General features: G+C 40.3%; 18 protein-coding genes and 1 pseudogene. 3 read left to right on the top strand and 16 right to left on the bottom strand.

All coding sequences use genetic code 11. From position 1 onward, the window contains the following. Window positions 1-56: 56 nt before the first annotated feature. The 8 genes from AC4CU0_RS04925 to AC4CU0_RS04890 form a co-directional block, all read right to left on the bottom strand. Window positions 57-500, bottom strand: coding sequence for a DUF3887 domain-containing protein (locus AC4CU0_RS04925; protein WP_490742597.1), 444 nt, complete (start codon window positions 498-500; stop codon window positions 57-59). Between the two features lie 197 nt (window positions 501-697). Next, window positions 698-1,168, bottom strand: a complete 471-nt coding sequence (locus AC4CU0_RS04920; RefSeq protein ID WP_490742596.1) for a hypothetical protein — start codon at window positions 1,166-1,168, stop codon at window positions 698-700. Between the two features lie 91 nt (window positions 1,169-1,259). Further along, window positions 1,260-4,244, bottom strand: a complete 2,985-nt coding sequence (gene gyrA, locus AC4CU0_RS04915; RefSeq protein WP_249732983.1) for a DNA gyrase subunit A — start codon at window positions 4,242-4,244, stop codon at window positions 1,260-1,262. Window positions 4,245-4,534: 290 nt separating this feature from the next. Continuing rightward, window positions 4,535-4,921 (bottom strand): hypothetical protein, encoded by a 387-nt coding sequence (locus tag AC4CU0_RS04910; protein ID WP_490742595.1) that lies wholly within the window; start codon window positions 4,919-4,921, stop codon window positions 4,535-4,537. Continuing rightward, window positions 4,893-5,168, bottom strand: coding sequence for a hypothetical protein (locus AC4CU0_RS04905; protein WP_490742594.1), 276 nt, complete (start codon window positions 5,166-5,168; stop codon window positions 4,893-4,895). The genes AC4CU0_RS04910 and AC4CU0_RS04905 overlap by 29 nt, the downstream gene beginning before the upstream one ends. A 401-nt stretch (window positions 5,169-5,569) precedes the next feature. Beyond that, window positions 5,570-6,502, bottom strand: a complete 933-nt coding sequence (locus AC4CU0_RS04900; RefSeq protein WP_490742593.1) for an FAD-binding protein — start codon at window positions 6,500-6,502, stop codon at window positions 5,570-5,572. Between the two features lie 18 nt (window positions 6,503-6,520). Further along, window positions 6,521-7,273, bottom strand: a complete 753-nt coding sequence (locus AC4CU0_RS04895; protein ID WP_180126403.1) for an electron transfer flavoprotein subunit beta/FixA family protein — start codon at window positions 7,271-7,273, stop codon at window positions 6,521-6,523. Between the two features lie 525 nt (window positions 7,274-7,798). Continuing rightward, window positions 7,799-8,404: a LysE family translocator gene (locus AC4CU0_RS04890; protein WP_078190404.1), complete on the bottom strand. Its 606-nt coding sequence runs from the start codon at window positions 8,402-8,404 to the stop codon at window positions 7,799-7,801. Between the two features lie 113 nt (window positions 8,405-8,517). On the opposite strand from AC4CU0_RS04890, the gene AC4CU0_RS04885 reads away from it, so the two are divergent. Continuing rightward, on the top strand, window positions 8,518-9,012 hold the full coding sequence (locus tag AC4CU0_RS04885) for an Lrp/AsnC family transcriptional regulator (RefSeq protein ID WP_078190405.1): 495 nt from the start codon (window positions 8,518-8,520) through the stop codon (window positions 9,010-9,012). 501 nt (window positions 9,013-9,513) lie between these two features. On the opposite strand, the gene AC4CU0_RS04880 is transcribed toward AC4CU0_RS04885, so the two are convergent. The 7 genes from AC4CU0_RS04880 to AC4CU0_RS04850 form a co-directional block, all read right to left on the bottom strand. Further along, on the bottom strand, window positions 9,514-9,885 hold the full coding sequence (locus AC4CU0_RS04880; RefSeq protein WP_490742592.1) for a hypothetical protein: 372 nt from the start codon (window positions 9,883-9,885) through the stop codon (window positions 9,514-9,516). A gap of 279 nt (window positions 9,886-10,164) precedes the next feature. Beyond that, the gene (locus tag AC4CU0_RS04875; protein ID WP_180008330.1) at window positions 10,165-11,088 is read right to left on the bottom strand and encodes a tyrosine recombinase XerC; all 924 of its coding nucleotides are present in this window, start codon (window positions 11,086-11,088) and stop codon (window positions 10,165-10,167) included. A 71-nt stretch (window positions 11,089-11,159) separates the two neighbouring features. Next, the gene (locus AC4CU0_RS04870; protein ID WP_490742591.1) at window positions 11,160-11,993 is read right to left on the bottom strand and encodes an enhanced serine sensitivity protein SseB C-terminal domain-containing protein; all 834 of its coding nucleotides are present in this window, start codon (window positions 11,991-11,993) and stop codon (window positions 11,160-11,162) included. An 84-nt stretch (window positions 11,994-12,077) separates the two neighbouring features. After that, entirely contained in the window at window positions 12,078-12,923 is an 846-nt protein-coding gene (gene dapF / locus AC4CU0_RS04865) for a diaminopimelate epimerase (protein WP_111883917.1), read from the bottom strand. Between the two features lie 13 nt (window positions 12,924-12,936). Then, a complete protein-coding gene (gene lysA / locus AC4CU0_RS04860; RefSeq protein ID WP_180089065.1) occupies window positions 12,937-14,181 on the bottom strand; it encodes a diaminopimelate decarboxylase in 1,245 nt (414 codons plus the stop codon). Window positions 14,182-14,205: 24 nt separating this feature from the next. Next, entirely contained in the window at window positions 14,206-14,415 is a 210-nt protein-coding gene (gene lptM, locus AC4CU0_RS04855; protein WP_373685428.1) for an LPS translocon maturation chaperone LptM, read from the bottom strand. A gap of 344 nt (window positions 14,416-14,759) precedes the next feature. Next, window positions 14,760-16,163 carry an amino acid permease gene (locus AC4CU0_RS04850; protein WP_078192075.1) on the bottom strand — a complete coding sequence of 468 codons (1,404 nt, stop codon included), beginning with the start codon at window positions 16,161-16,163 and terminating at the stop codon, window positions 14,760-14,762. A gap of 332 nt (window positions 16,164-16,495) precedes the next feature. Here AC4CU0_RS04850 and AC4CU0_RS04845 point away from each other — a divergent pair, with 332 nt between their 5' ends. Then, window positions 16,496-17,857 carry an alanine/glycine:cation symporter family protein gene (locus AC4CU0_RS04845; RefSeq protein WP_490742590.1) on the top strand — a complete coding sequence of 454 codons (1,362 nt, stop codon included), beginning with the start codon at window positions 16,496-16,498 and terminating at the stop codon, window positions 17,855-17,857. Window positions 17,858-18,100: 243 nt separating this feature from the next. On the opposite strand, the pseudogene AC4CU0_RS04840 reads toward AC4CU0_RS04845, so the two are convergent. Further along, window positions 18,101-18,457 (bottom strand): annotated as a pseudogene (locus AC4CU0_RS04840) (hypothetical protein); the annotation flags it as partial. Window positions 18,458-18,642: 185 nt separating this feature from the next. On the opposite strand from AC4CU0_RS04840, the gene radA reads away from it, so the two are divergent. Continuing rightward, a complete protein-coding gene (gene radA, locus AC4CU0_RS04835) occupies window positions 18,643-20,031 on the top strand; it encodes a DNA repair protein RadA (protein ID WP_180026689.1) in 1,389 nt (462 codons plus the stop codon). Window positions 20,032-20,077 lie beyond the last annotated feature (46 nt).

Here is a 20,077-nt window from a genome sequence, read left to right as displayed (position 1 = left end):
AAAAAAGGACGCTTAGGCGTCCTTTTTTACAGCTTTTTTTTATTTTTTACCTAATTTTATTTATTTTTTTCACCAAAAACTGAAATATTAAAATCTCGAATTTTGTTACTTCCTGCGGGTTTATCAAAACTTACATCATACTGTACTAGGTTTTTATTGGTATAACCGTACTCATAAGTGACCGTATATAAAGACGGCTTTTCAGTCGATTTTTCAATGTGCTTTGCTACTATATTTTTGCGTGAGTAATCTTGTTTCGGAATACCTCGTGCAAATTTACGCAGCTCTTTTTCATTCTGTTCAAACTTGGCTTTGAGTTCTGGTTCAAAGTAGGTGTACAGCTTTTCAAAATTGCCTTCACGCAACTGATCATAGGCAGCTTGGGCAACTACAGTCTGTTCAGCACTCGGGTCTGGTATTGCATTTAATGCTTTTTGGCCAATTTGGTCACAACCTGACAACGCTATAACACAACCTAGTAACAAAAAATTTGCCTTCATAACCACACTTATTCCTAATTTAAGCTTTTGAGTATATATAAAACTTCAAAGTTGATATTAAAATTAAGATATCTCTTTAACTTTTCTCTTTCCAACTTGTTGACAGTACATTAAATTAAACTCTGTTCACTTACGCAAGGTAAATGAGCTTCACTTTTAATGTATTTAAATAAAGTACCACTGAAAATTCTAAGGGTTTATTTAAGTACTAACTTTAGATGACTACCGATAATTTTAGACAAAGGATCATCTTGTTTAAATAATACGGTGTAAAATACAGTTTGTTGCTCGTATTCATACTTAAAGTTTGCTTCAATTAGTTCACCATGCACACTATTTTTAATACTTTTATATTCCAACATTTTATAATCTAAAACTTTTTCAAAATATGGAATATATGAAGATATTTCTGGTAATAATGTTGGATCTTCTAACAAACCTTGATAAAACTTCTCATCTGTTATTTTCTGGATTTGATCTAAATCTTTATCACGTATAGCAACATACAATTGCTCGATGTGTTTAAGTTGCAAAGGTGTCAGCTTATAAGGAATAGATGATTCTTTTTTTATACCTTCATTAAACTCTACAGACGTCGGCTCACTACATCCCATTAATGCAAAACAAATGACTATTCCTTTGGTTCTAATTAATTTTTTGAAATACATTTAAGTCACTATTCTTGTTTATATAAATTTTTGTTAATACTATTCATCTATCAAAAAGGACGCCGTAGCGCCCTCTTTTCTCAATCTTCAATTAGTCTTCTTCAGGCTCATTGAGATCTGATTCATTGTCATTTTGATCAATAATCGTTGAGTCATCTACAAGCTGCTCAGTTTCGATTGCTTCCACTTCTTCAAAAGTTTCGTCTTCTTCAACTGCTTCGATCGCCACAACACCGACTAAAATTTCGCTTTCACCTAAACGGATCAAACGAACACCTTGAGCATTACGACCTGTTTGTGCCACTTCAGACGCACGTGTACGAACCAACGTACCGCCATCTGAAATTAACATTAGCTCTTTAGACGCATCAATCGCTACCGCACCAACAAGTTCACCGTTACGTTCAGATGTTTTAATTGCAATAACACCTTTACCGCCACGTTTCTTGGTTGGGAAGTCATCTACTGGTGTACGTTTACCATAACCATTAGCTGAAGCACAAAGTACTTCACCAGTTTCTGGAACAACCACCAATGACACTATACGGCTAATGAGAGCTGAATCAGAGGTATCTTCATCATCAGACTCTACATCCGCATCCTCAGCGTCTTCAGCTTGAGCTGCTGCACCAATGGTCACGCGCATACCACGAACACCTTTGGCAGAACGACCCATTGAACGCACGTCAGTTTCTGCAAAACGAATGGCTTTACCTTCGTTTGAGAACAACATGATTTGTTGTTCGCCGTCGGTAATGGCAACACCGATTAAGGTGTCATCACCATTGAGTTCAATCGCGCGTAGACCGTTTGAACGAACATTCGAGAATTGTTCTAACTCAACACGTTTAATCGTACCGTATTCTGTTGCCATAAATACGTAGAAGTTTTTACGAACGGCTTCCGCTTGCTGTGCAAAGTCATTGATGATTTCATCATCAAGATCAGTCGTAGATAACTCTAGACCCAATTGTTTCAACTGAATACGAAGTGCGTCAGATAAATCATCTGCGCCGTCTTCAGTCTCAGCAAGCGCAGCTTCTAAGCCAGCAAAATGACTATTAATCACTTCATTGGTTTGTAGCTGTGCACTATTGGCTTTTACAAATGCTTTAAAGTCAGCCAAACGTTCTTTAAATTTCTTCGGCGCATCAACCACAGGTAAAATAGCGGTGATGGTTTCGTTTTCATCTAATGGCAATAAGTTCACCATCGGACGACCTTTCGCACCACGAGATGCTTGAGGTACTTCATACACTTTCAAACGATAAACTTTACCCACATTGGTAAAGCAAAGCACTGTTGCGTGGTTTGAAGTCACGATCAAATGCTGGATGTAATCGTCTTCTTTCATTGAAGTTGCAGACTTACCACGTCCACCACGACGCTGTGCAGCGTAGTCTGACAAAGGTTGAGTTTTTGCATAGCCTGATTTAGAAACAGTTAGTACCATTTGCTCTTCAGGGATTAAATCTTCACGAGAGAAGTCGATACGTGATTCCACGATATCGGTACGACGTGCATCGCCATATTGTTGAAGGATTAAAGCCAATTCTTCTTTAATCACGTTCATCAATAAGTTGAAATCGTTCAAAATTGCCGTGTATTCAGCAATTTGACCAAGAATTTCTGTATATTCAGCTTGTAACTTGTCTTGTTCTAGACCGGTTAAGCGATGTAAACGAAGTTCTAAGATCGCACCTACTTGGGTTGGAGACAGACGATAAATATCACCTGTTAAACCAAATGGACGTGCTGGATCTTCGCCTTCAATTTCATCTGGACGGACAGATACCGCACCCGCTTTTTCAAGCAATGCAACAACACCACCGCCTGCCCACTCGCCCGCTTGTAAACGTTCGCGCGCTTCGCTTGGATTTGCAGATGTTTTGATGGTTTCAATGATCGCATCGATATTTGCGAGTGCAACCGTCAAACCTTCTAAGATATGTCCACGTTCACGTGCCTTACGCAATTCGAACATAGTACGGCGTGTAACCACTTCCTGACGGTGACGGATAAACGCTGCAATAATATCTTTCAAGTTCATTAGCTTAGGCTGACCATTATCGAGGCAAACCATGTTAATGCTGAATGAATTTTCTAATTGGGTATTTTGGAATAGGTTATTTACAATCACTTCAGCGTTTTCACCACGCTTCAAGTCAATTGCAATACGCATCCCTTCTTTATCTGATTCATCACGAAGTTCAGAAATACCTTCAAGTTTTTTCTCTTTAACCAACTCAGCAATACGTTCAATGGTTTTTGCTTTGTTAACTTGATAAGGAATTTCAGTGAAGACAATCGTGCTACGGCCCGATTTTTGATCTTCTTCAATGTGATATTTACCACGGATATGCAAACGGCCTTTACCAGTACGGTACGCATCGACAATGCCTGATTTACCGTAAATGATGCCGCCTGTAGGGAAATCTGGACCAGAAATGTGTTCCATTAACCCTTCAATGCTGATATGCGGATCGTTGGCATAAGCCAGACATGCATTAATGACTTCTGTCATATTATGCGGAGCCATGTTCGTTGCCATACCTACAGCAATACCAGCTACACCGTTAATCAACAAGTTAGGCACACGTGTTGGCATTACTTGTGGAATACGTTCAGAACCGTCGTAATTGTCTTCCCACTCTACGGTATCTTTCTCAAGATCCGCTAAAAGTTCGTGGGTCAATTTACGCATACGAACTTCGGTATAACGCATTGCTGCTGCACTGTCACCATCGACAGAACCGAAGTTACCCTGACCATCAACCAATTGATAGCGTAAGCTGAAATCTTGAGCCATACGAACAATAGTTTCGTATACAGCTGAGTCACCATGTGGGTGATATTTACCGATGACGTCACCGACTACACGGGCAGACTTTTTGTAAGCTTTGTTGTAGTCATTGCCCAATTCGTGCATTGCAAAAAGCACACGACGGTGAACAGGTTTGAGACCATCTCGGACATCTGGCAACGCACGTGACACAATCACGCTCATTGCATAATCGAGATATGAGCTCTTCAGTTCATCCTCAATGGCAATCGGTCTAATTTCCGATACGCTCATGCATACTCCTTGTTATACAAGCAGAATTCTGCCCGCATTTATATATCGTAAATCTGTAAAAATTAGTTCAAAAAACACTGAACCAATATCAAAAATCAAGTCGGACAGTATAGCATAAAAACCCTGATTTTTGTGCCAATCATCTTGCACTAGAACCATGATTTTTTGTATTTATTTTAAGCATTTTGATTTTATTTGCTGTGAAAAAAACCTCTACGAATAGAGGTTGTTTAATGTTCAAAAGATTTCTTTTCGAAGCTTCAAATTTAGGGGCATAAATGTGATAAAAATCACTCTTTATGATATTGCATAACCTCTAATTCTTGAGGTACATGGTCCTGCTGCATCCATGGGTATGCTGTTAGAAACAAACCTAAAATAAGCGGAAATTCATAAACTTCTTCGATGAAATCTTTATAAGCCAAATCGTACAAAAATAAAAAACTGAGACTTCGACTATGTTCAACTGCATCAGAAATCAGTAAGCCCAATATCACCAAGCCCAATGGCCAAATTGGTAAAGCCAAGGTTTTTAGCTTACGAGCAATTTCTTGGCGTAAATACGGCGAAAACAGCATAAAGACGACAGGTGCAATCATGAATACCGAAATTAAACGAAAATACGGTTTAGGCACATCAGGAAAATAGTCACGCCCCCCAGCTAATGCTACGACCAAATAGCAACAACCACCATGCGACAGCCCACAACCAAAATTGTTTCTTTCCATCTTGCATTTCAAGTGGTCGAATATAGAAAAAAGTAAAAATCGCAAAAAACAGCAATAACAATGCTTGGACCGATTCAACTGCTGTAACAGTCATTCCATCAAATAAAGGAAAAGAGATACTTTGTAAAACAGGAAAAAGTAAACAGCAGATCATCAGCACCAATACACTGATTGGTAACTGAAAATCAAATTTCAAAGGGAGACTCCGCCTAAAGGGCAAGTTCAATAAAAAAAATGTTAACACAAAGTATACAATCCTTTAAGCTTGCTTTAAGTTTAAGATTCAAGCTTGAAGAATAGGTCTTGATTGTTTTCTTTTAAATCTCTGTATTTCTTATAATTTATTAATTTCTATTCTATTACCAAGCGATTGCGCCTGCTTACTTACCATTTAAGTTTCAACATACGTTTAGCTTATGCTACAGTAGTGCCTAATACTGACAACAAGAAATAATATCGTAAGAATTTTGAAGTACGAAATTAAGAATCCCTCATCCCATTAAGCATGATCAAGAATATCTACAACGGCATTCATTCCACACAAAAAAAACGCCCCTAAACCATAAGCTTAGGAGCGTTTTGAACTGCGTTCAGAAATTAGAGTTTAGATACTAATTCTGGAACTACAGTGTTCAAGTCACCCACTAACCAGTAGTCAGCTACTGAGTTAATTGGCGCTTCTTCGTCTTTGTTGATCGCAACGATCACTTTAGATTCCTTCATACCTGCCAAGTGCTGAATCGCACCTGAGATACCTACAGCGATGTACAAGTCAGGAGCAACGATTTTACCTGTTTGACCCACTTGCATATCGTTTGGTACGAAACCAGCATCAACTGCTGCACGAGATGCGCCTTGCGCAGCACCAAGCTTGTCCGCTAATGGATCAAGAACAGTGTGATAGTTTTCACCTGAACCAACACCACGACCGCCTGAAACAACAATACGCGCAGCTGTTAATTCTGGACGTTCAGATTTCACGATTTCTTCAGAAACGAACTTAGAAATACCAGCATCACCAGTAGATGCAACAGCTTCAACTGCAGCAGAGCCGCCTTCGCTTGCAACAGCATCAAATGCAGTACCACGAACAGTCGCAACTACAACAGACTCGCCAGACTCTACAGTTGCAATCGCGTTGCCTGCATAGATTGGACGTTTGAAAGTTTTAGGACCTTCAACAGCAATGATGTCAGTGATCATGCTTACGTCAAGTAGCGCAGCAGCACGTGGAAGTACGTTTTTGCCCGTTGTCGTAGAAGCAGCAAGGATGTGAGTGTAACCCGCACCGATAGAAGCAACTAATTTAGCAACGTTTTCAGCCAATTGATTAGCATAAGCAGCGTCGTCAGCAAGTAATACTTTGCTTACACCCGCAACTTTAGCTGCTTGGTCTGCAACTGCTTGAGCGCCTGAACCAGCTACTAATACAGTGATATCACCACCGATTTTTTGCGCTGCAGCAACAACGTTAAGAGTTGCACCATTTAGTGCTTTGTTGTCGTGCTCAGCGATAACTAAAATACTCATGATTTTTATCCTTCTGTATTAGATCACTTTCGCTTCGTTTTTCAATTTATCTACAAGCTCGTCTACAGACTTCACTTGTACGCCCGCTTTACGTTCTGCAGGAGCTTCAACTTTAACAGTTTTAAGCTTAGTTGCAGGTGAAACGCCATAATCAGCAGGTGACTTAGTATCAAGCGGTTTTTTACGCGCTTTCATGATGTTTGGAAGAGCAGCATAACGTGGCTCATTCAAACGCAAGTCAGTTGTGATGATTGCAGGAAGTGCAAGTTCAACAGTTTGTAAACCACCGTCAATTTCACGAGTCACTTGTACTTTGTCGCCTTCAACTTTAACTTCTGAAGCGAAAGTACCTTGGCCAGCACCTAAAAGCGCGCCAAGCATCTGACCAACTTGGTTAGAGTCGTCATCAATTGCTTGTTTACCAAGAAGGATCAATTGAGGTTGTTCAGCTTCTACAACACCTTTTAGGATTTTTGCAACTTCAAGTGCACCTAACTGGCTGTCGTCAGCTTCAACAAGGATACCGCGGTCTGCACCAAGCGCCATAGAAGAACGGATTTGTTCTTGAGCTTCTTTAGGACCAATAGAAACAACAACGATTTCTGAAACAGTTCCTTTTTCTTTTAAACGAACCGCTTCTTCCACTGCGATTTCACAGAATGGGTTAATTGACATTTTAACGTTCGTTAAGTCAACACCACTGTTGTCCGGCTTAACGCGAACTTTAACGTTGGCATCAACCACACGTTTTACAGCAACAAGAGCCTTCATGTAATCCTCGGCTGTTTTAGCAAATGTAAATGTTGAGAAAAGTTATATTAACTCTTCACTTTAAATTTTTTAGGTGCCCTATCTTGCAATGTGTACGGCATTTCGGTCAAGTCACAATTATCGAAAGACCTGTAAAAAAGCGTAATTTCCTTGAACTTATCGTTCACATTTTTTAAAGAATGCTTCAGTTATCCAAAAAAACGCATTATTCAGTTATTTTTTAAGCATTGATTTTTATTATTTTTTTACTTGATTTAGCTCATCAAAAGATCTGATTTAATATCAATTTTCGATCAATCTTTCTGAAATAGAGCTTTCCCTCTACACATTCGGCAACATATCTAAACTTGTCATTTAAGATAGAAGCATAATGAATTTAGCTCTGATTTCACTTTTCCGAAGCTAATTGGCGTGTTTTTCTCCCTTTCTTATTCTTAATATCTGTCGATATTCAGCACATATAAAAAACCTCCGCTTTCACGAAGGTTTTAGTTAAGGCATTTATCTCAATTTACATTTGCTGTTTTAATTGGCAATTAACCACGTCGCAGCAAGAGCCAATAAACCACCTGATGTACCATCGATCCACTTTTGTTTGCGTTCATCAATTTCCGTTTTTTGTGTAATACGTGCAAAGACCACACTCAAACTACAATACACCACAAAAATCAGCCCAATAAAAATGAAGGACAAAATCAAACCTTGGCTCACAGTATTCGCTGATTTATCGATAAATTGCGGCAAAATTGCAAAATATATCAACATTCCTTTCGGGTTCAGTAAAGCCGTAAAAAAGCCTTTTTTAATCGGGTTGGACGCTGACTTTTTCTCAATACTTAATTTTTTACTGCTAAATACTGAACGCAGCAAATGCGTTGCCAAATATAAAAGATAAGCAATCCCCAACCAGCGGATTGTTTCAAACAGTAGTGGAAATGACACGATAATCGCAGCAATACCCAATGCCACTAAAATCGAGTGAACCAAATAACCTGAGCACACCCCCACTGTTGCCATCATGCCTGCTTTTGCATCCTTACCCATCACTTGTGACAGGATAAAAAGCATATCAGGTCCTGGTGTGAAAATAAGGGGAATTACCGTTAAGGCAAACAAAGCAAATACAGACAATTCAATTTTCCCTTTCTATGTCCTGAAAGTGAAATTAGTATGTTTGAATCGCTTTAAAATAGGATATCAAATATTCTATAATAGATATTATTTTTAGAATTATATTCTATTTTATGAAGACATCTTCTAAGTCAATTCTAGTTAAACTAGATCGCATCGATAAAAATATCATTCGCGCACTTCAAAATAATGGCCGCATGCAAAATAATGACTTAGCCAAGGAAATCGGACTCTCGCCTTCTTCTTGTTTACGTCGGGTCAAATTACTCGAAGAAGCAGGTGTGATTCAGAATTACACCACCGTGGTCGATCCACAAAAGATTGGCTTTCAATTGATTTTATTCTCTCGTATTTGGTTGACTGGGCAAGATGCTGAAACCATCGATACTTTTATCGAAGCGATGAAAGAACTTCCTCAAGTCATGGAGTGCTACATTATTTTGGGTGAGTGCGATGCAATGCTCAAAGTTGTAGTTCCTGACCTAGAAAGTTACCGCAAATTTCAGTCTACTCACTTAACCAAGAAAAATGGCATCACTAGTGTAAAGACTGATTTACCTAGCCAAATCATCAAACAAAGCTTCCAGTTACCGTTAGAAGATTTGTAACCAAACAATTGATCTGCCAACGAGCAACTCAAGCACTAGAAACGACGAGGCTGATACTACAAGAATGACCACGTAGTAACGCAGTTATTCACAGCCTCGAATGCAAAAACCTAGCTATGCGGTATTTCATTATATTTTAAGCAAAGAAAAATAATGATTTGCGGCAAATGAACGAACACAATCTAAGGAGCCTTTGAGCTTAATTTCTTAAACAAGAATACGACTGATTGGATTTACAGGCTCTCGCTATCAAAACTGAGCGAATTGATTACTGAACAGCAAAATGGGTTTACATTTAGAGATTTTGTTTAGCATCATAAGTTTTGCAAAGACGTCCACTAGCTTATCTCAAATGTTTATTTGAAAGCTTAAAACCAAACGAGGTAGACACTTTAACGCTCTGCTCATAAGCATCACAACATGTCATGGTGCGGGTGATATAAGGGCTAAACATCCAAAACCAATGAAGATAGCCCATGAGTTGTTTATTTGACCAATGGTTTAGGCTGGCTGATTTTCCAAAAAGTCACGATGGATGTGGCTTAGGTCAATAAGTTCATACTTTGCCAAATCAAAAATACGCCAAATGGTGAGGGCATCTTCTTTACTGTCAAATTTAGCAGTTGCTTTATTGGTAAGCTGCCATTGTTTATCCGAAATCCAAATAAAGTATTGGCCCGTCGCCGCATTAAACGCCTGAACTTTACCATCGGCATTAATCCCTTGAAGCTGTGAACCTTCTGGTAATACAGCTTCTACTTCAGGCAAACTGATTTCAACAAAGTGTTTGATCTGGCGTAAGCCGTATCCTGCAAAAATTTCTTTTTGCTGACCATTTAACTGGTCATATTTTTCTTGAATATCTGAAATCATGGTATGGCCTATATATTTTTAACGGTACAGCAATTTAGTAAATGGCGAATTTCACTTCGGCACTTACGTCAATTCAATAATGGACAATTTTTATACCCGATAATTTGAATTTTTATAATGCGACAATAGTTCAAAATGTCGGTCAATTTTACCAATATTTTTTCACATCCTTATTTAATTTTCATGAAGTAGACCACTTTAGGATGCAAAATGTGAAATCTAGCCTGTGAATTTAAGCAAAATTTAGACCACTGAGTACCAAAGTCGTTTTTGCAATTGTTACGAATCTTTATGCTGTGCCCTTGGATGGGCCTGATCATACACTTGTGCCAATCGATCAAAATCCACATGGGTATAAATTTGTGTAGTGGTTAAATTACTATGCCCCAACATTTCTTGAACAGCACGCAAGTCACCGCTATTAGACAACATATGACTGGCGAAGCAATGACGCAATAAGTGCGGATGTAAATCAACATTTACACCTGCACGTTGGGCTTGAAATTTAACTCGATTTTCTATTTGTCTTACCCCGAGTGGATTACCTTTTTGGGTGATAAAAACTTGGGCTTCTGGGACAAAATCACCATGCCATGCAGGATATAATTGCAACCAATGCATCACAGCCTCTTTGGCTTTAGAACCAAAAGGTACAATGCGTGTTTTATTGCCTTTACCCGTAATACGTAACAGTTGGCGATTAAAATCAATATCTCGAATGGTTAAGCCCTGCACTTCAGCCAAACGTAAACCACTTGAATATAGCAACTCCAAAATCGCTTTATCACGTATCCAAAGTTGCCGTTGAGTTTCACTTTCTGGCTCAGGCTGTTCCATGATTTGTTTAATGGTTTCAATATCGACCAATCCAGGTAAAGGACGTGATTGGCGTTTGAGCTGAAAATCATCTGCGGGGTTGAAACTAAGATAATCCCCTTGTTCTGCCCATTTCATAAATTGGCGAATCGAAGATAACATGCGCTGCAAACTACTTGGACTGAGCTGAAACTGTTCCACTTTATGAGCAACAAATTCACGCAGATCTGACTTTTCAACATCATGCAGTGGCAAGTTGCGTATTGTACAAAATTGGAGAAAATCACTGACATCGCGCTCATACGCTTGCAAGGTATGTTTAGACTGATTTTGAATTTCACGTTCCTTCAACCACATAGTCAGTAGTTGACTCTGATCCATCGTCATCTGTCTTCTCCCATTTCAACATGTGCTTTAGCGTTGTTGTACGTTCTCTAAAGCGATCTTACATATCTGTTTTATGAAAAGAGTCTAGCAAAGAACCCCTTAGGCTTACCATCAACACGTTGGTAAAAAGCTTGCGTTTCATTAAGCAAATACCCTTCTACACCATCCGCACTGTGTGGATTGACATGGATTAAATCCACTGGGCATTGCTCTTTTAAACTATCCTGTGTGATACGACCAATTTTACTGTGCAATTCTTGAATTTGTTGTTCAGATAATCCTGCTTCTAAATCTAATCCGATCAACAAAGTCGGTGAATCATCTCGAGCTTGATTCAGCATTTGCGCTAAATAGGCAGCTTTTACCACACGCTCTGTGCCGAAAAAAATGCTTAATTGATCAATCATAAACTGCGGATATTCCGCCGGCTGACCAATTAAAACTTCCGTATCTTCCGTAACTTCATAGTTTTCTGAGGGCTGAATATACTGCCCGTTCAGCAAATGTTGAATTTCTTCTGGTACAAAGTCCTTCGTCGCATCAGGTGATTGTGGATTCAATACAAGCCTTGCCCCCATGGTCATTTCAAATAATGCCTTGGTTGGTAGCCGGATATACGACTCCTCTTCAGATATTGCCAACCGCATTTTTTCCAAGGACGTAAAAAATGGGATGACGCAATCATATGTTTCATCTTCCCATGATTTCAATTGAATACTGTCGCCTTCATCCAAGATCAAATCTTCGGCAATGTGTGAATCACGTCCCCCTGTTGTTCCCACACAATACACTTTGGCTGCCAATAACTGAGCTAAAAATTCTGGGCGATACGCGGGTTCATGTAAGGCTTTATGAAAAAGTTGCTCTAAGATTTCTTCTTTTATTTCTTCGTTTATTTGTTCCATGTTGATTCCAATCCCATTGAATTATAATTTTTTATTCACTTTTTATTTTGTGAAAAAAGCCCTGAATGAATCAGGGCTTGGAGTTTAACCTTGGAAGTAACTTAAGTCTAAGCGTCCTTCGTAAACTGTTGCGGTTGGTCCGGTCATCCAGACCACACCACCTTCTTGCCACTCAATTTGCAGCTTACCACCTGCCAACTCTATTTCGACCGAATTGGCTAATAAGCCACGACGCATACCTGATACTGCCGCTGCACAAGCACCTGTACCACAGGCCATCGTTTCACCGACACCACGTTCAAATACACGTAAGCGTGCATGTTTCTCATCCACAATTTGCATAAAGCCAGCATTTACTCGCTGTGGAAAACGCTCATGCGATTCGACTTGTGGACCAATTTTAGCAACGTCTGCGGTAATGACATCAGGAACGATCGTCACTGCATGCGGATTACCCATACTCACCACATCAATGGTGAGTTGTTCATTATTCGCCAATGCAATGTCGTATAAGTTTTCAGGCTCTTCCGCAATAAATGGAATTTCATGCGGCAAAAAGCGAGGATAACCCATGTTAACGCGCACCCAACCATTTGCACCTAATTCAGGCTCTACGATACCTGACTTGGTTTGTACTTTGATTTTGGTTTTGCTGGTCAACTTACGTTCATGCACAAAGCGCGCAAAACAACGTACGCCATTACCGCATTGTTCAACTTCAGAACCATCTGCATTAAAAATACGGTATTTAAAATCGACGTTGGGTAAATCTGGTGGTTCTACAATCAAAAGCTGATCAAAACCAATACCAAAATGACGGTCGGCCAAACGCTGAATCGTCACTGTATCTAAATAAGCCCGTTGGCTAATCAGATCGACCACCATAAAGTCATTGCCAAGGCCATGCATTTTGGTAAATTCTAATAACATCTCGAATTTCTCCTTAAGGCAATAAACGTTCACGTTCCCATAATGATTCGATGGTTTCACGCTCACGAATCAAATGAGACTGATCACCATCAACCATCACTTCAGCAGCACGTCCGCGGCTGTTGTAGTTTGAACTCATGACAAAACCATAAGCACCCGCACCCAATACTGCAAGCACGTCATTTTCTTGAATCGCCAACTGACGTTGCTTACCGAGGAAATCGCCGGTTTCGCAAATCGCACCAACCACATCCCAGTCTTTCTTTTCTGTATCAGTACGAGGCGTTACTTCCTGAATATCCATCCATGCTTCATATAAAGCAGGACGGATTAAGTCGTTCATTGCGGCATCAATAATGGCAAAATTACGATGATTGGTCGGTTTGAGCAAATCAACTTTGGTTAACAACACACCTGCATTTGCAGAAATACTACGCCCCGGCTCCATATATACCTTAAGGCCTAATTTCTCTAAAGCTGGACGCATTGCCTGAGCATATTCTTCAACGGTAGGCGGAACTTCGTCTTTGTACGTTACGCCTAAGCCACCACCGATATCGATGTGTTTTAGCTGAATACCCATCTCTTTCAGTTGATTGATCATCACAATGACACGATCAAGTGCATCAACAAAAGGCTGTGTTTCAGTCAACTGTGAGCCGATATGACAATCAATCCCGATAATCTCAAGATTTGGCAACGACGCTGCATATGCATAGGTGTCAAAAACGCTGTCTGAAGGAATACCGAATTTATTTTCTTTTAAACCCGTAGAGATATAAGGATGGGTTTTGGCATCCACATCTGGATTTACACGCAATGAAATCGGTGCTTTCTTACCCATTGCCGCAGCAACTTTTTGGATTCGATCCAACTCTGCATGTGATTCCACGTTAAAACATGCAATACCTACGTCCAACGCTTTTTGAATATCAGCTTCAGTTTTACCCAAACCAGAGAATACAATTTTAGAAGCTTCACCACCGGCTTTTAATACACGTGCGAGTTCACCACCCGTCACGATATCAAAACCAGCGCCCTGCTTGGCAAGTACGTTTAACACCGCAAGATTAGAGTTTGACTTTACCGCAAAACAAATTTGATGGTCGATAAAGCTAAATGCACGATCCATATCTGAATAATGCTTTTCAAAAGTAGCTTTTGAATAAACATAAAGCGGTGTGCCATATTGCTGTGCAAGCTGTTGTAAAGAACATTGCTCTGCATGCAATACCCCATTCGTACGGGTGAAACTCATGAAAGTATCCTTTCTATAAAAGCATTAAGGTGTAGGGTTAGAATTTGAAGATTCCGATTCAGTTGCAACAGGAGCCGCTTGTTTTTCCTGCTTTTGCTGTGCCGGCGTATCTAGATAAATCAGATATTTTGCGCGCTTATCTGCATTTGCATCTGAAGGTAAATGCAATGCACCAGACTGACCACAAGCGGTCAGCAGCACAGCACTTGCTAATACAATAATTTTATAATTCATAAAACGATACATAAACGTACCTAATGAAAAGATTTTTCCGAGTATAACGTGATCAACCCGCGGATAAAAGAAAAGCCCTGTAATTCCAAGTGAGCTTTTTGCCATTCTGCACTAAATTTAAGCAAATTTTGATGGTGCTATTTTCAATCCTTATTTGTCTTTATTTCTAGCTCGATCAGGCTATTGATTTCACTGAAATAGCATATCAATTTGAATGCTATTTAATACAAATCGAAACGCTAATAAACAGTCTGTTTTAACTTAAAATAAGTCCATATCCAAATAAAAAAGCTGCCCCCTCAGGAGCAGCTATTTATGTTTTTACATCAGATCAAAAATGTAAATTAATGGTGCTTTTTCTTATAAAAACCAAAATAACCAATAATCAAAATGATGAACCAAATTGGGCTCACCATGAGCGCTTTCATGGTATCTGCTTCTAGCGACAAGACATAAATCATGCCGATGAAGAAGATAATCACAAGCCAGCAAGTATATAAGCCACCTGGTAATTTAAAGGTTGATTTCGCATGCAGCTCAGGACGAGTTTTATAGTAAACGATATAGCTCCAGATAATCATGAGCCATACGCAGATAAATAAAATCGTAGAAAGTGTGGTTGCTAATGTAAAGGCTTCAACAGTGTTCGGTACGAAATACTGTAATGCAGCACCTAACAACAAACAAACTGCCGAGAAATATAACGCATTTGCCGGAACTGCACGTGAGTTTAGACGGCCAAACGCTTTTGGACCTTGCTCTTCACGAGATAAACCAAACAACATACGTGAAGTCGAGAACACACCACTATTCATCGATGACATAACTGATGACAACACAACCAAGTTCATAATAATCGCAGCAGCAGCAATACCGGCTTGGCTAAACAAGTTCACGAATGGTGAAATGCTTGGGTCAATGGCATTCCATGGCGTAACGGACATCACAATCACAAGTGCAAGCACATAGAAAATAATGATACGAATCGGAATCGAGTTCACAGCTTTAGGCAAGTTGTGTTCTGGATCTTTGGTTTCTGCTGCCGTAGTACCGACGAGTTCTACGCCGACAAAGGCAAAAATGGCGATCTGGAAACCTGCCAAGAAGCCAGTTACTCCTGTTGGGAATAGACCACCATGTGACCATAAATGTGTGAATGATGCGATTTCACCTGTCGATGAGGTAAAACCGGTAAAGATCATCCAAAGACCGACACCAATGAGCACCACGATTGCAATAATCTTAATCAGTGCAAACCAGAACTCTAACTCACCAAAAAGTTTAACCGTAACAAGGTTTAAACCCATGATAAATACAATGGCGGCAACACTGATCATCACCCCTTCTTCCGGCGAGAACGGGTTACCTCCATTAAAGAATTGCAGGTAATAAATAATGGCCGATAAATCTGCAATCCCTATAGTGATCCAGCACAGCCAATAGGTCCAACCCACAAAATAACCTGCCCACGGGCCGATTAAGTCAGTTGCAAAATCGATAAAAGATTTATATTCAAGATTTGATAGTAATAACTCGCCTAATGCACGCATGACGAGGAAAACCATAAAACCAATAATCATATAGATAATAAGGATGGACGGACCAGCTAAACTGATGGTCTTTCCTGACCCCATAAATAAACCTGTACCAATCGCACCACCAATCGCAATCAATTGCAGGTGTCGGTTGGACAAGCTTCGTTTCAAATCGCCGCTATCAGCGTGCGATCCATGAATTTCATTTGACATTATTTAATTCAACTTCGCGTTCCAATTGCGACAAATTAACGTAAAAATTTCAGAAAATACAAAATTATTTTTCATCATCTATATTTTCGGATTAAGTGACAAAGTTAATTTATTTTTCTTATATATAAAAATCTTAGCGCCAATTCACATTTTAAAGCGACCAATAAAACAACAATTTACTTGTAATAACTTAAATTTTATGCAAAAAATATTTTACCAACGATAAAAATTTATGCCAAAAATCATGGAAGTTTCTAACAATGGCATATCAATTGCTAGAGATATCAAAAATGTAGCATTCACTCACTCAGGGCCGATAAGAAGAAGATACTATGCAAGAAATTCAAAATATCATGGAAACACTCAGTGGATGGGTCTGGGGCCCATACATGTTGGTCCTCATTGTTGGAACAGGTGTATTCCTCACCTTCCGACTGCTTTTCTGGCAATTTCGCATGTTGCCTTTCGCATTCAAACAAGTCTTTGGCAAGCATCCTAAAGCAGATCAACATGATGGCGATATTTCACATTTTGCCTCACTCATGACCGCACTTTCAGCCACCATTGGTACAGGTAATATTGCCGGTGTAGCCACCGCTTGTGTGCTCGGTGGTCCGGGCGCAGTGTTTTGGATGTGGATAACCGCGCTCTTTGGTATGGCAACCAAATATGGTGAAGGTGTACTCGCTGTAAAGTTTCGTCATAAAAATGAAAATGGCGAAATGAACGGTGGTCCGATGTATTACATCGAACGTGGACTTGGGCCTAAGTGGAAATGGTTGGCAGTGGTATTTGCCCTATTTGGTACTTTGGCATCCTTTGGTATTGGTAGCTCAGTACAGTCCAACACTGTCGCGCTTGCTGTGGAAAACGGCTTAGGGATCAGCACACTCACCACTGCAATCGTCATCACCATATTCTCTGCCCTCGTTATTTTAGGCGGCATCAAATCCATTTCTAAAGCCTCTTCATTTATTGTTCCAATTATGGCGGTAGGTTATGTATTGGGTGGCTTAATCATTATTTTCACCAACCTTGAATTGGTGATCCCTGCACTAAAAATGATCTTTAGCTATGCATTTACGGGCGAAGCTGCTGCGGGTGGTGCGATTGGTGCTGCGATTCGTTATGGTGTGGCACGTGGTGTATTCTCTAATGAAGCAGGTATGGGCTCAGCACCTATTGCCGCTGCGGCTGCAAAAACTGACCACCCAGCACGTCAAGGTCTTGTCTCTATGACAGGTACGTTCTTAGACACCATCATTGTTTGCTCAATTACAGGTATCGTACTGGTGATGGGCTTCATCATGGCGGGACAAAGCTTTGGTGATCAAACGGGTGCCGTACTGACGATTAGTGTTTTTGACAAACTACTTCCTGGCTTCGGTGGTTGGGTCGTGACTTTCGGTATTATTTTCTTCGCTTATTCAACCATTCTGGGTTGGAGCTATTATGGTGAAAAATGCTGTACATACCTCTTAGGTGAAAAGTCAGTACTGATTTATCGCTTAATTTACATCGCATCAGTCTTTGTCGGCTGTGTCGTAACACTCGATCTCGTTTGGTTATTTGCCGATACCTTTAACGGTTTGATGGCTGCACCAAACTGTATTGCACTGTTATTGCTCTCAGGCATCATTGTAAAAGAATCGAAAGATTTTATTGAACGTCGTAAATCAGGTGAGTTGTACTAATCCCTCCATCCTGCTCAACAAAAAGCCACGTGAATTCACGTGGCTTTTTTATTCGGACTGAAAATCAATATTTACTTATTGAATTGTACCAATTTGACCATCATCAAATTTGTCGTTTTTCGTGTTGCTTTCATTGGATTCATCCTTTTGATCTGACTCAGCATCTTCAATAAAGCCTTCGCCAAATTGGTCACCAAACTCATTTTCAGCATATTCAGAATCTACAGCACTGGCTTCCATCAGATCCGCTTCGATTTCTAAGGCAATTTCCAAGGATAAAGAAAAGAACAATACCCCCTGAATTTTCATGTTCCCTTGTTCATCTTCAAGATATTCACTGAGAGTTTTATATGCAGGGCTGCTTTCATCAAAAGGTACGTCAAGGTATAAATCACCTGTATAGCTATCGATCAAAGACTCACCTTCTAGCCCCATACAAGGGAAATAGTCGATATTTTGCAGGTCAAACCAGTGCATAACATCATTACGCACCGTATTTTTTTCAGGATGTTGATGATCATATTCTTCAAAATGCACAAATAACACATCACGATTTTTTTCACGTGCGATGGCATCGATATGTCGTAATAGTTCAGTCATGTGGTGACCCATTTCAAAAAATATAATGCGCTATTATAAAGTGCTTACTATGTAAAAGTGCAGCTATTGAAAATAAAACGACATCAATTGACCTTCATCAGTCATTTCTTGCGATAAAAACTTGGTTTTTCGATGTATTCACCGCTATGCTGTGACTCAATTTGAGTTTGTGCACAGTAAATATTATGGCGAAAGCAAAAAGTGTCTATCGATGTGAACAATGTGGTGCTGATCATCCCAAATGGGCCGGTCAATGTACCGAATGTGGTGAATGGAATTCATTAGTCGAAGTCAGTATTGCTCCCGCCGTTACACACCGTGCACAGCCGAAAATGGGCGGTGGCTATGCAGGTCAAGCTGCTGCTGTGACCACCTTAAATCAAGTTTCAGTTTCGCATGAAACTCGAATGGCAACAGGTATTGGTGAATTTGACCGTGTGCTCGGCGGTGGACTTGTCACAGGTTCAGTTGTGCTGATTGGTGGTGACCCCGGCATTGGTAAATCCACTATTTTGCTACAAACCGCAACCTATATGGCGGCGAGTAAAAGTTCTGCCTTATATGTCACTGGTGAGGAATCTTTGTCTCAAGTGGCTCTACGTGCCCAGCGCCTAGATTTGCCGACCGATCAACTCAAAGTCATGGCCGAAACCTGTGTCGAGCGTATTTGTGAAGTTTTGGCACATGAACGCCCTGCCGTTGCCATTTTAGATTCGATCCAAACCCTATACACCGAGACACTCCAGTCGGCGCCGGGCGGTGTTTCCCAAATTCGTGAATCGGCTGCACTCCTGACTCGCTTTGCCAAAAATAGTGGCACTGCACTGTTTATTGTCGGTCACGTAACGAAAGAAGGTTCTTTGGCAGGCCCTCGCGTGCTTGAGCACATGGTCGATTGTGTTTTGTATTTTGAAGGTCAGTCTGACTCGCGCTTCCGTATGATTCGTGCAGTGAAAAACCGTTTTGGTGCAGTCAACGAGCTTGGTGTATTTGGCATGACCGATAAAGGTCTGCGCGAGGTATCAAACCCATCCGCTATTTTCCTGAGTCGTTATGATGAAGCCATTCCGGGTTCCATTGTCATGATTAGCCGTGAAGGTACACGTCCACTTTTGGTTGAAGTTCAGGCTTTGGTAGATGATGCGCACGGACAACCTCGACGCGTGGCCTTAGGTTTAGAACAAAACCGTTTAAACATGCTTTTAGCCGTTATGCACCGTCATGGTGGCGTACAAACCGCTGGACAAGATGTCTATGTCAATGTCGTGGGTGGTTTAAAAATCACAGAAACAGGTTCTGACCTTGCCGTACTTTTAGCTTGTGCCTCTAGCTTAAGAGCTAAAGCCCTGCCACAACATTTGGCAGTATTTGGTGAAGTCGGCCTTTCAGGCGAAATCCGCCCTGTACCCAATGGACAAGAACGACTCAAAGAAGCCATTAAGCATGGTTTTAAAACCATTATTTTACCGCGTGGGAATGCACCGCAAAAACCCATTTCAGGTGTAGAGATTATTTCTGTGGCACGTTTACATGAGGCGTTGAGTCAGGCAATTACGCTGACCGATGAGTCTTAGTCACGTTGAATCGTTTATTTTGAATGAATTTTCAATTTTTTACCGA

This window comes from Acinetobacter sp. LipI_15 (assembly GCF_058242865.1).
Note: the sequence above shows the minus strand (reverse complement) of the source record. Positions and strands in the feature narration are given on the sequence as shown.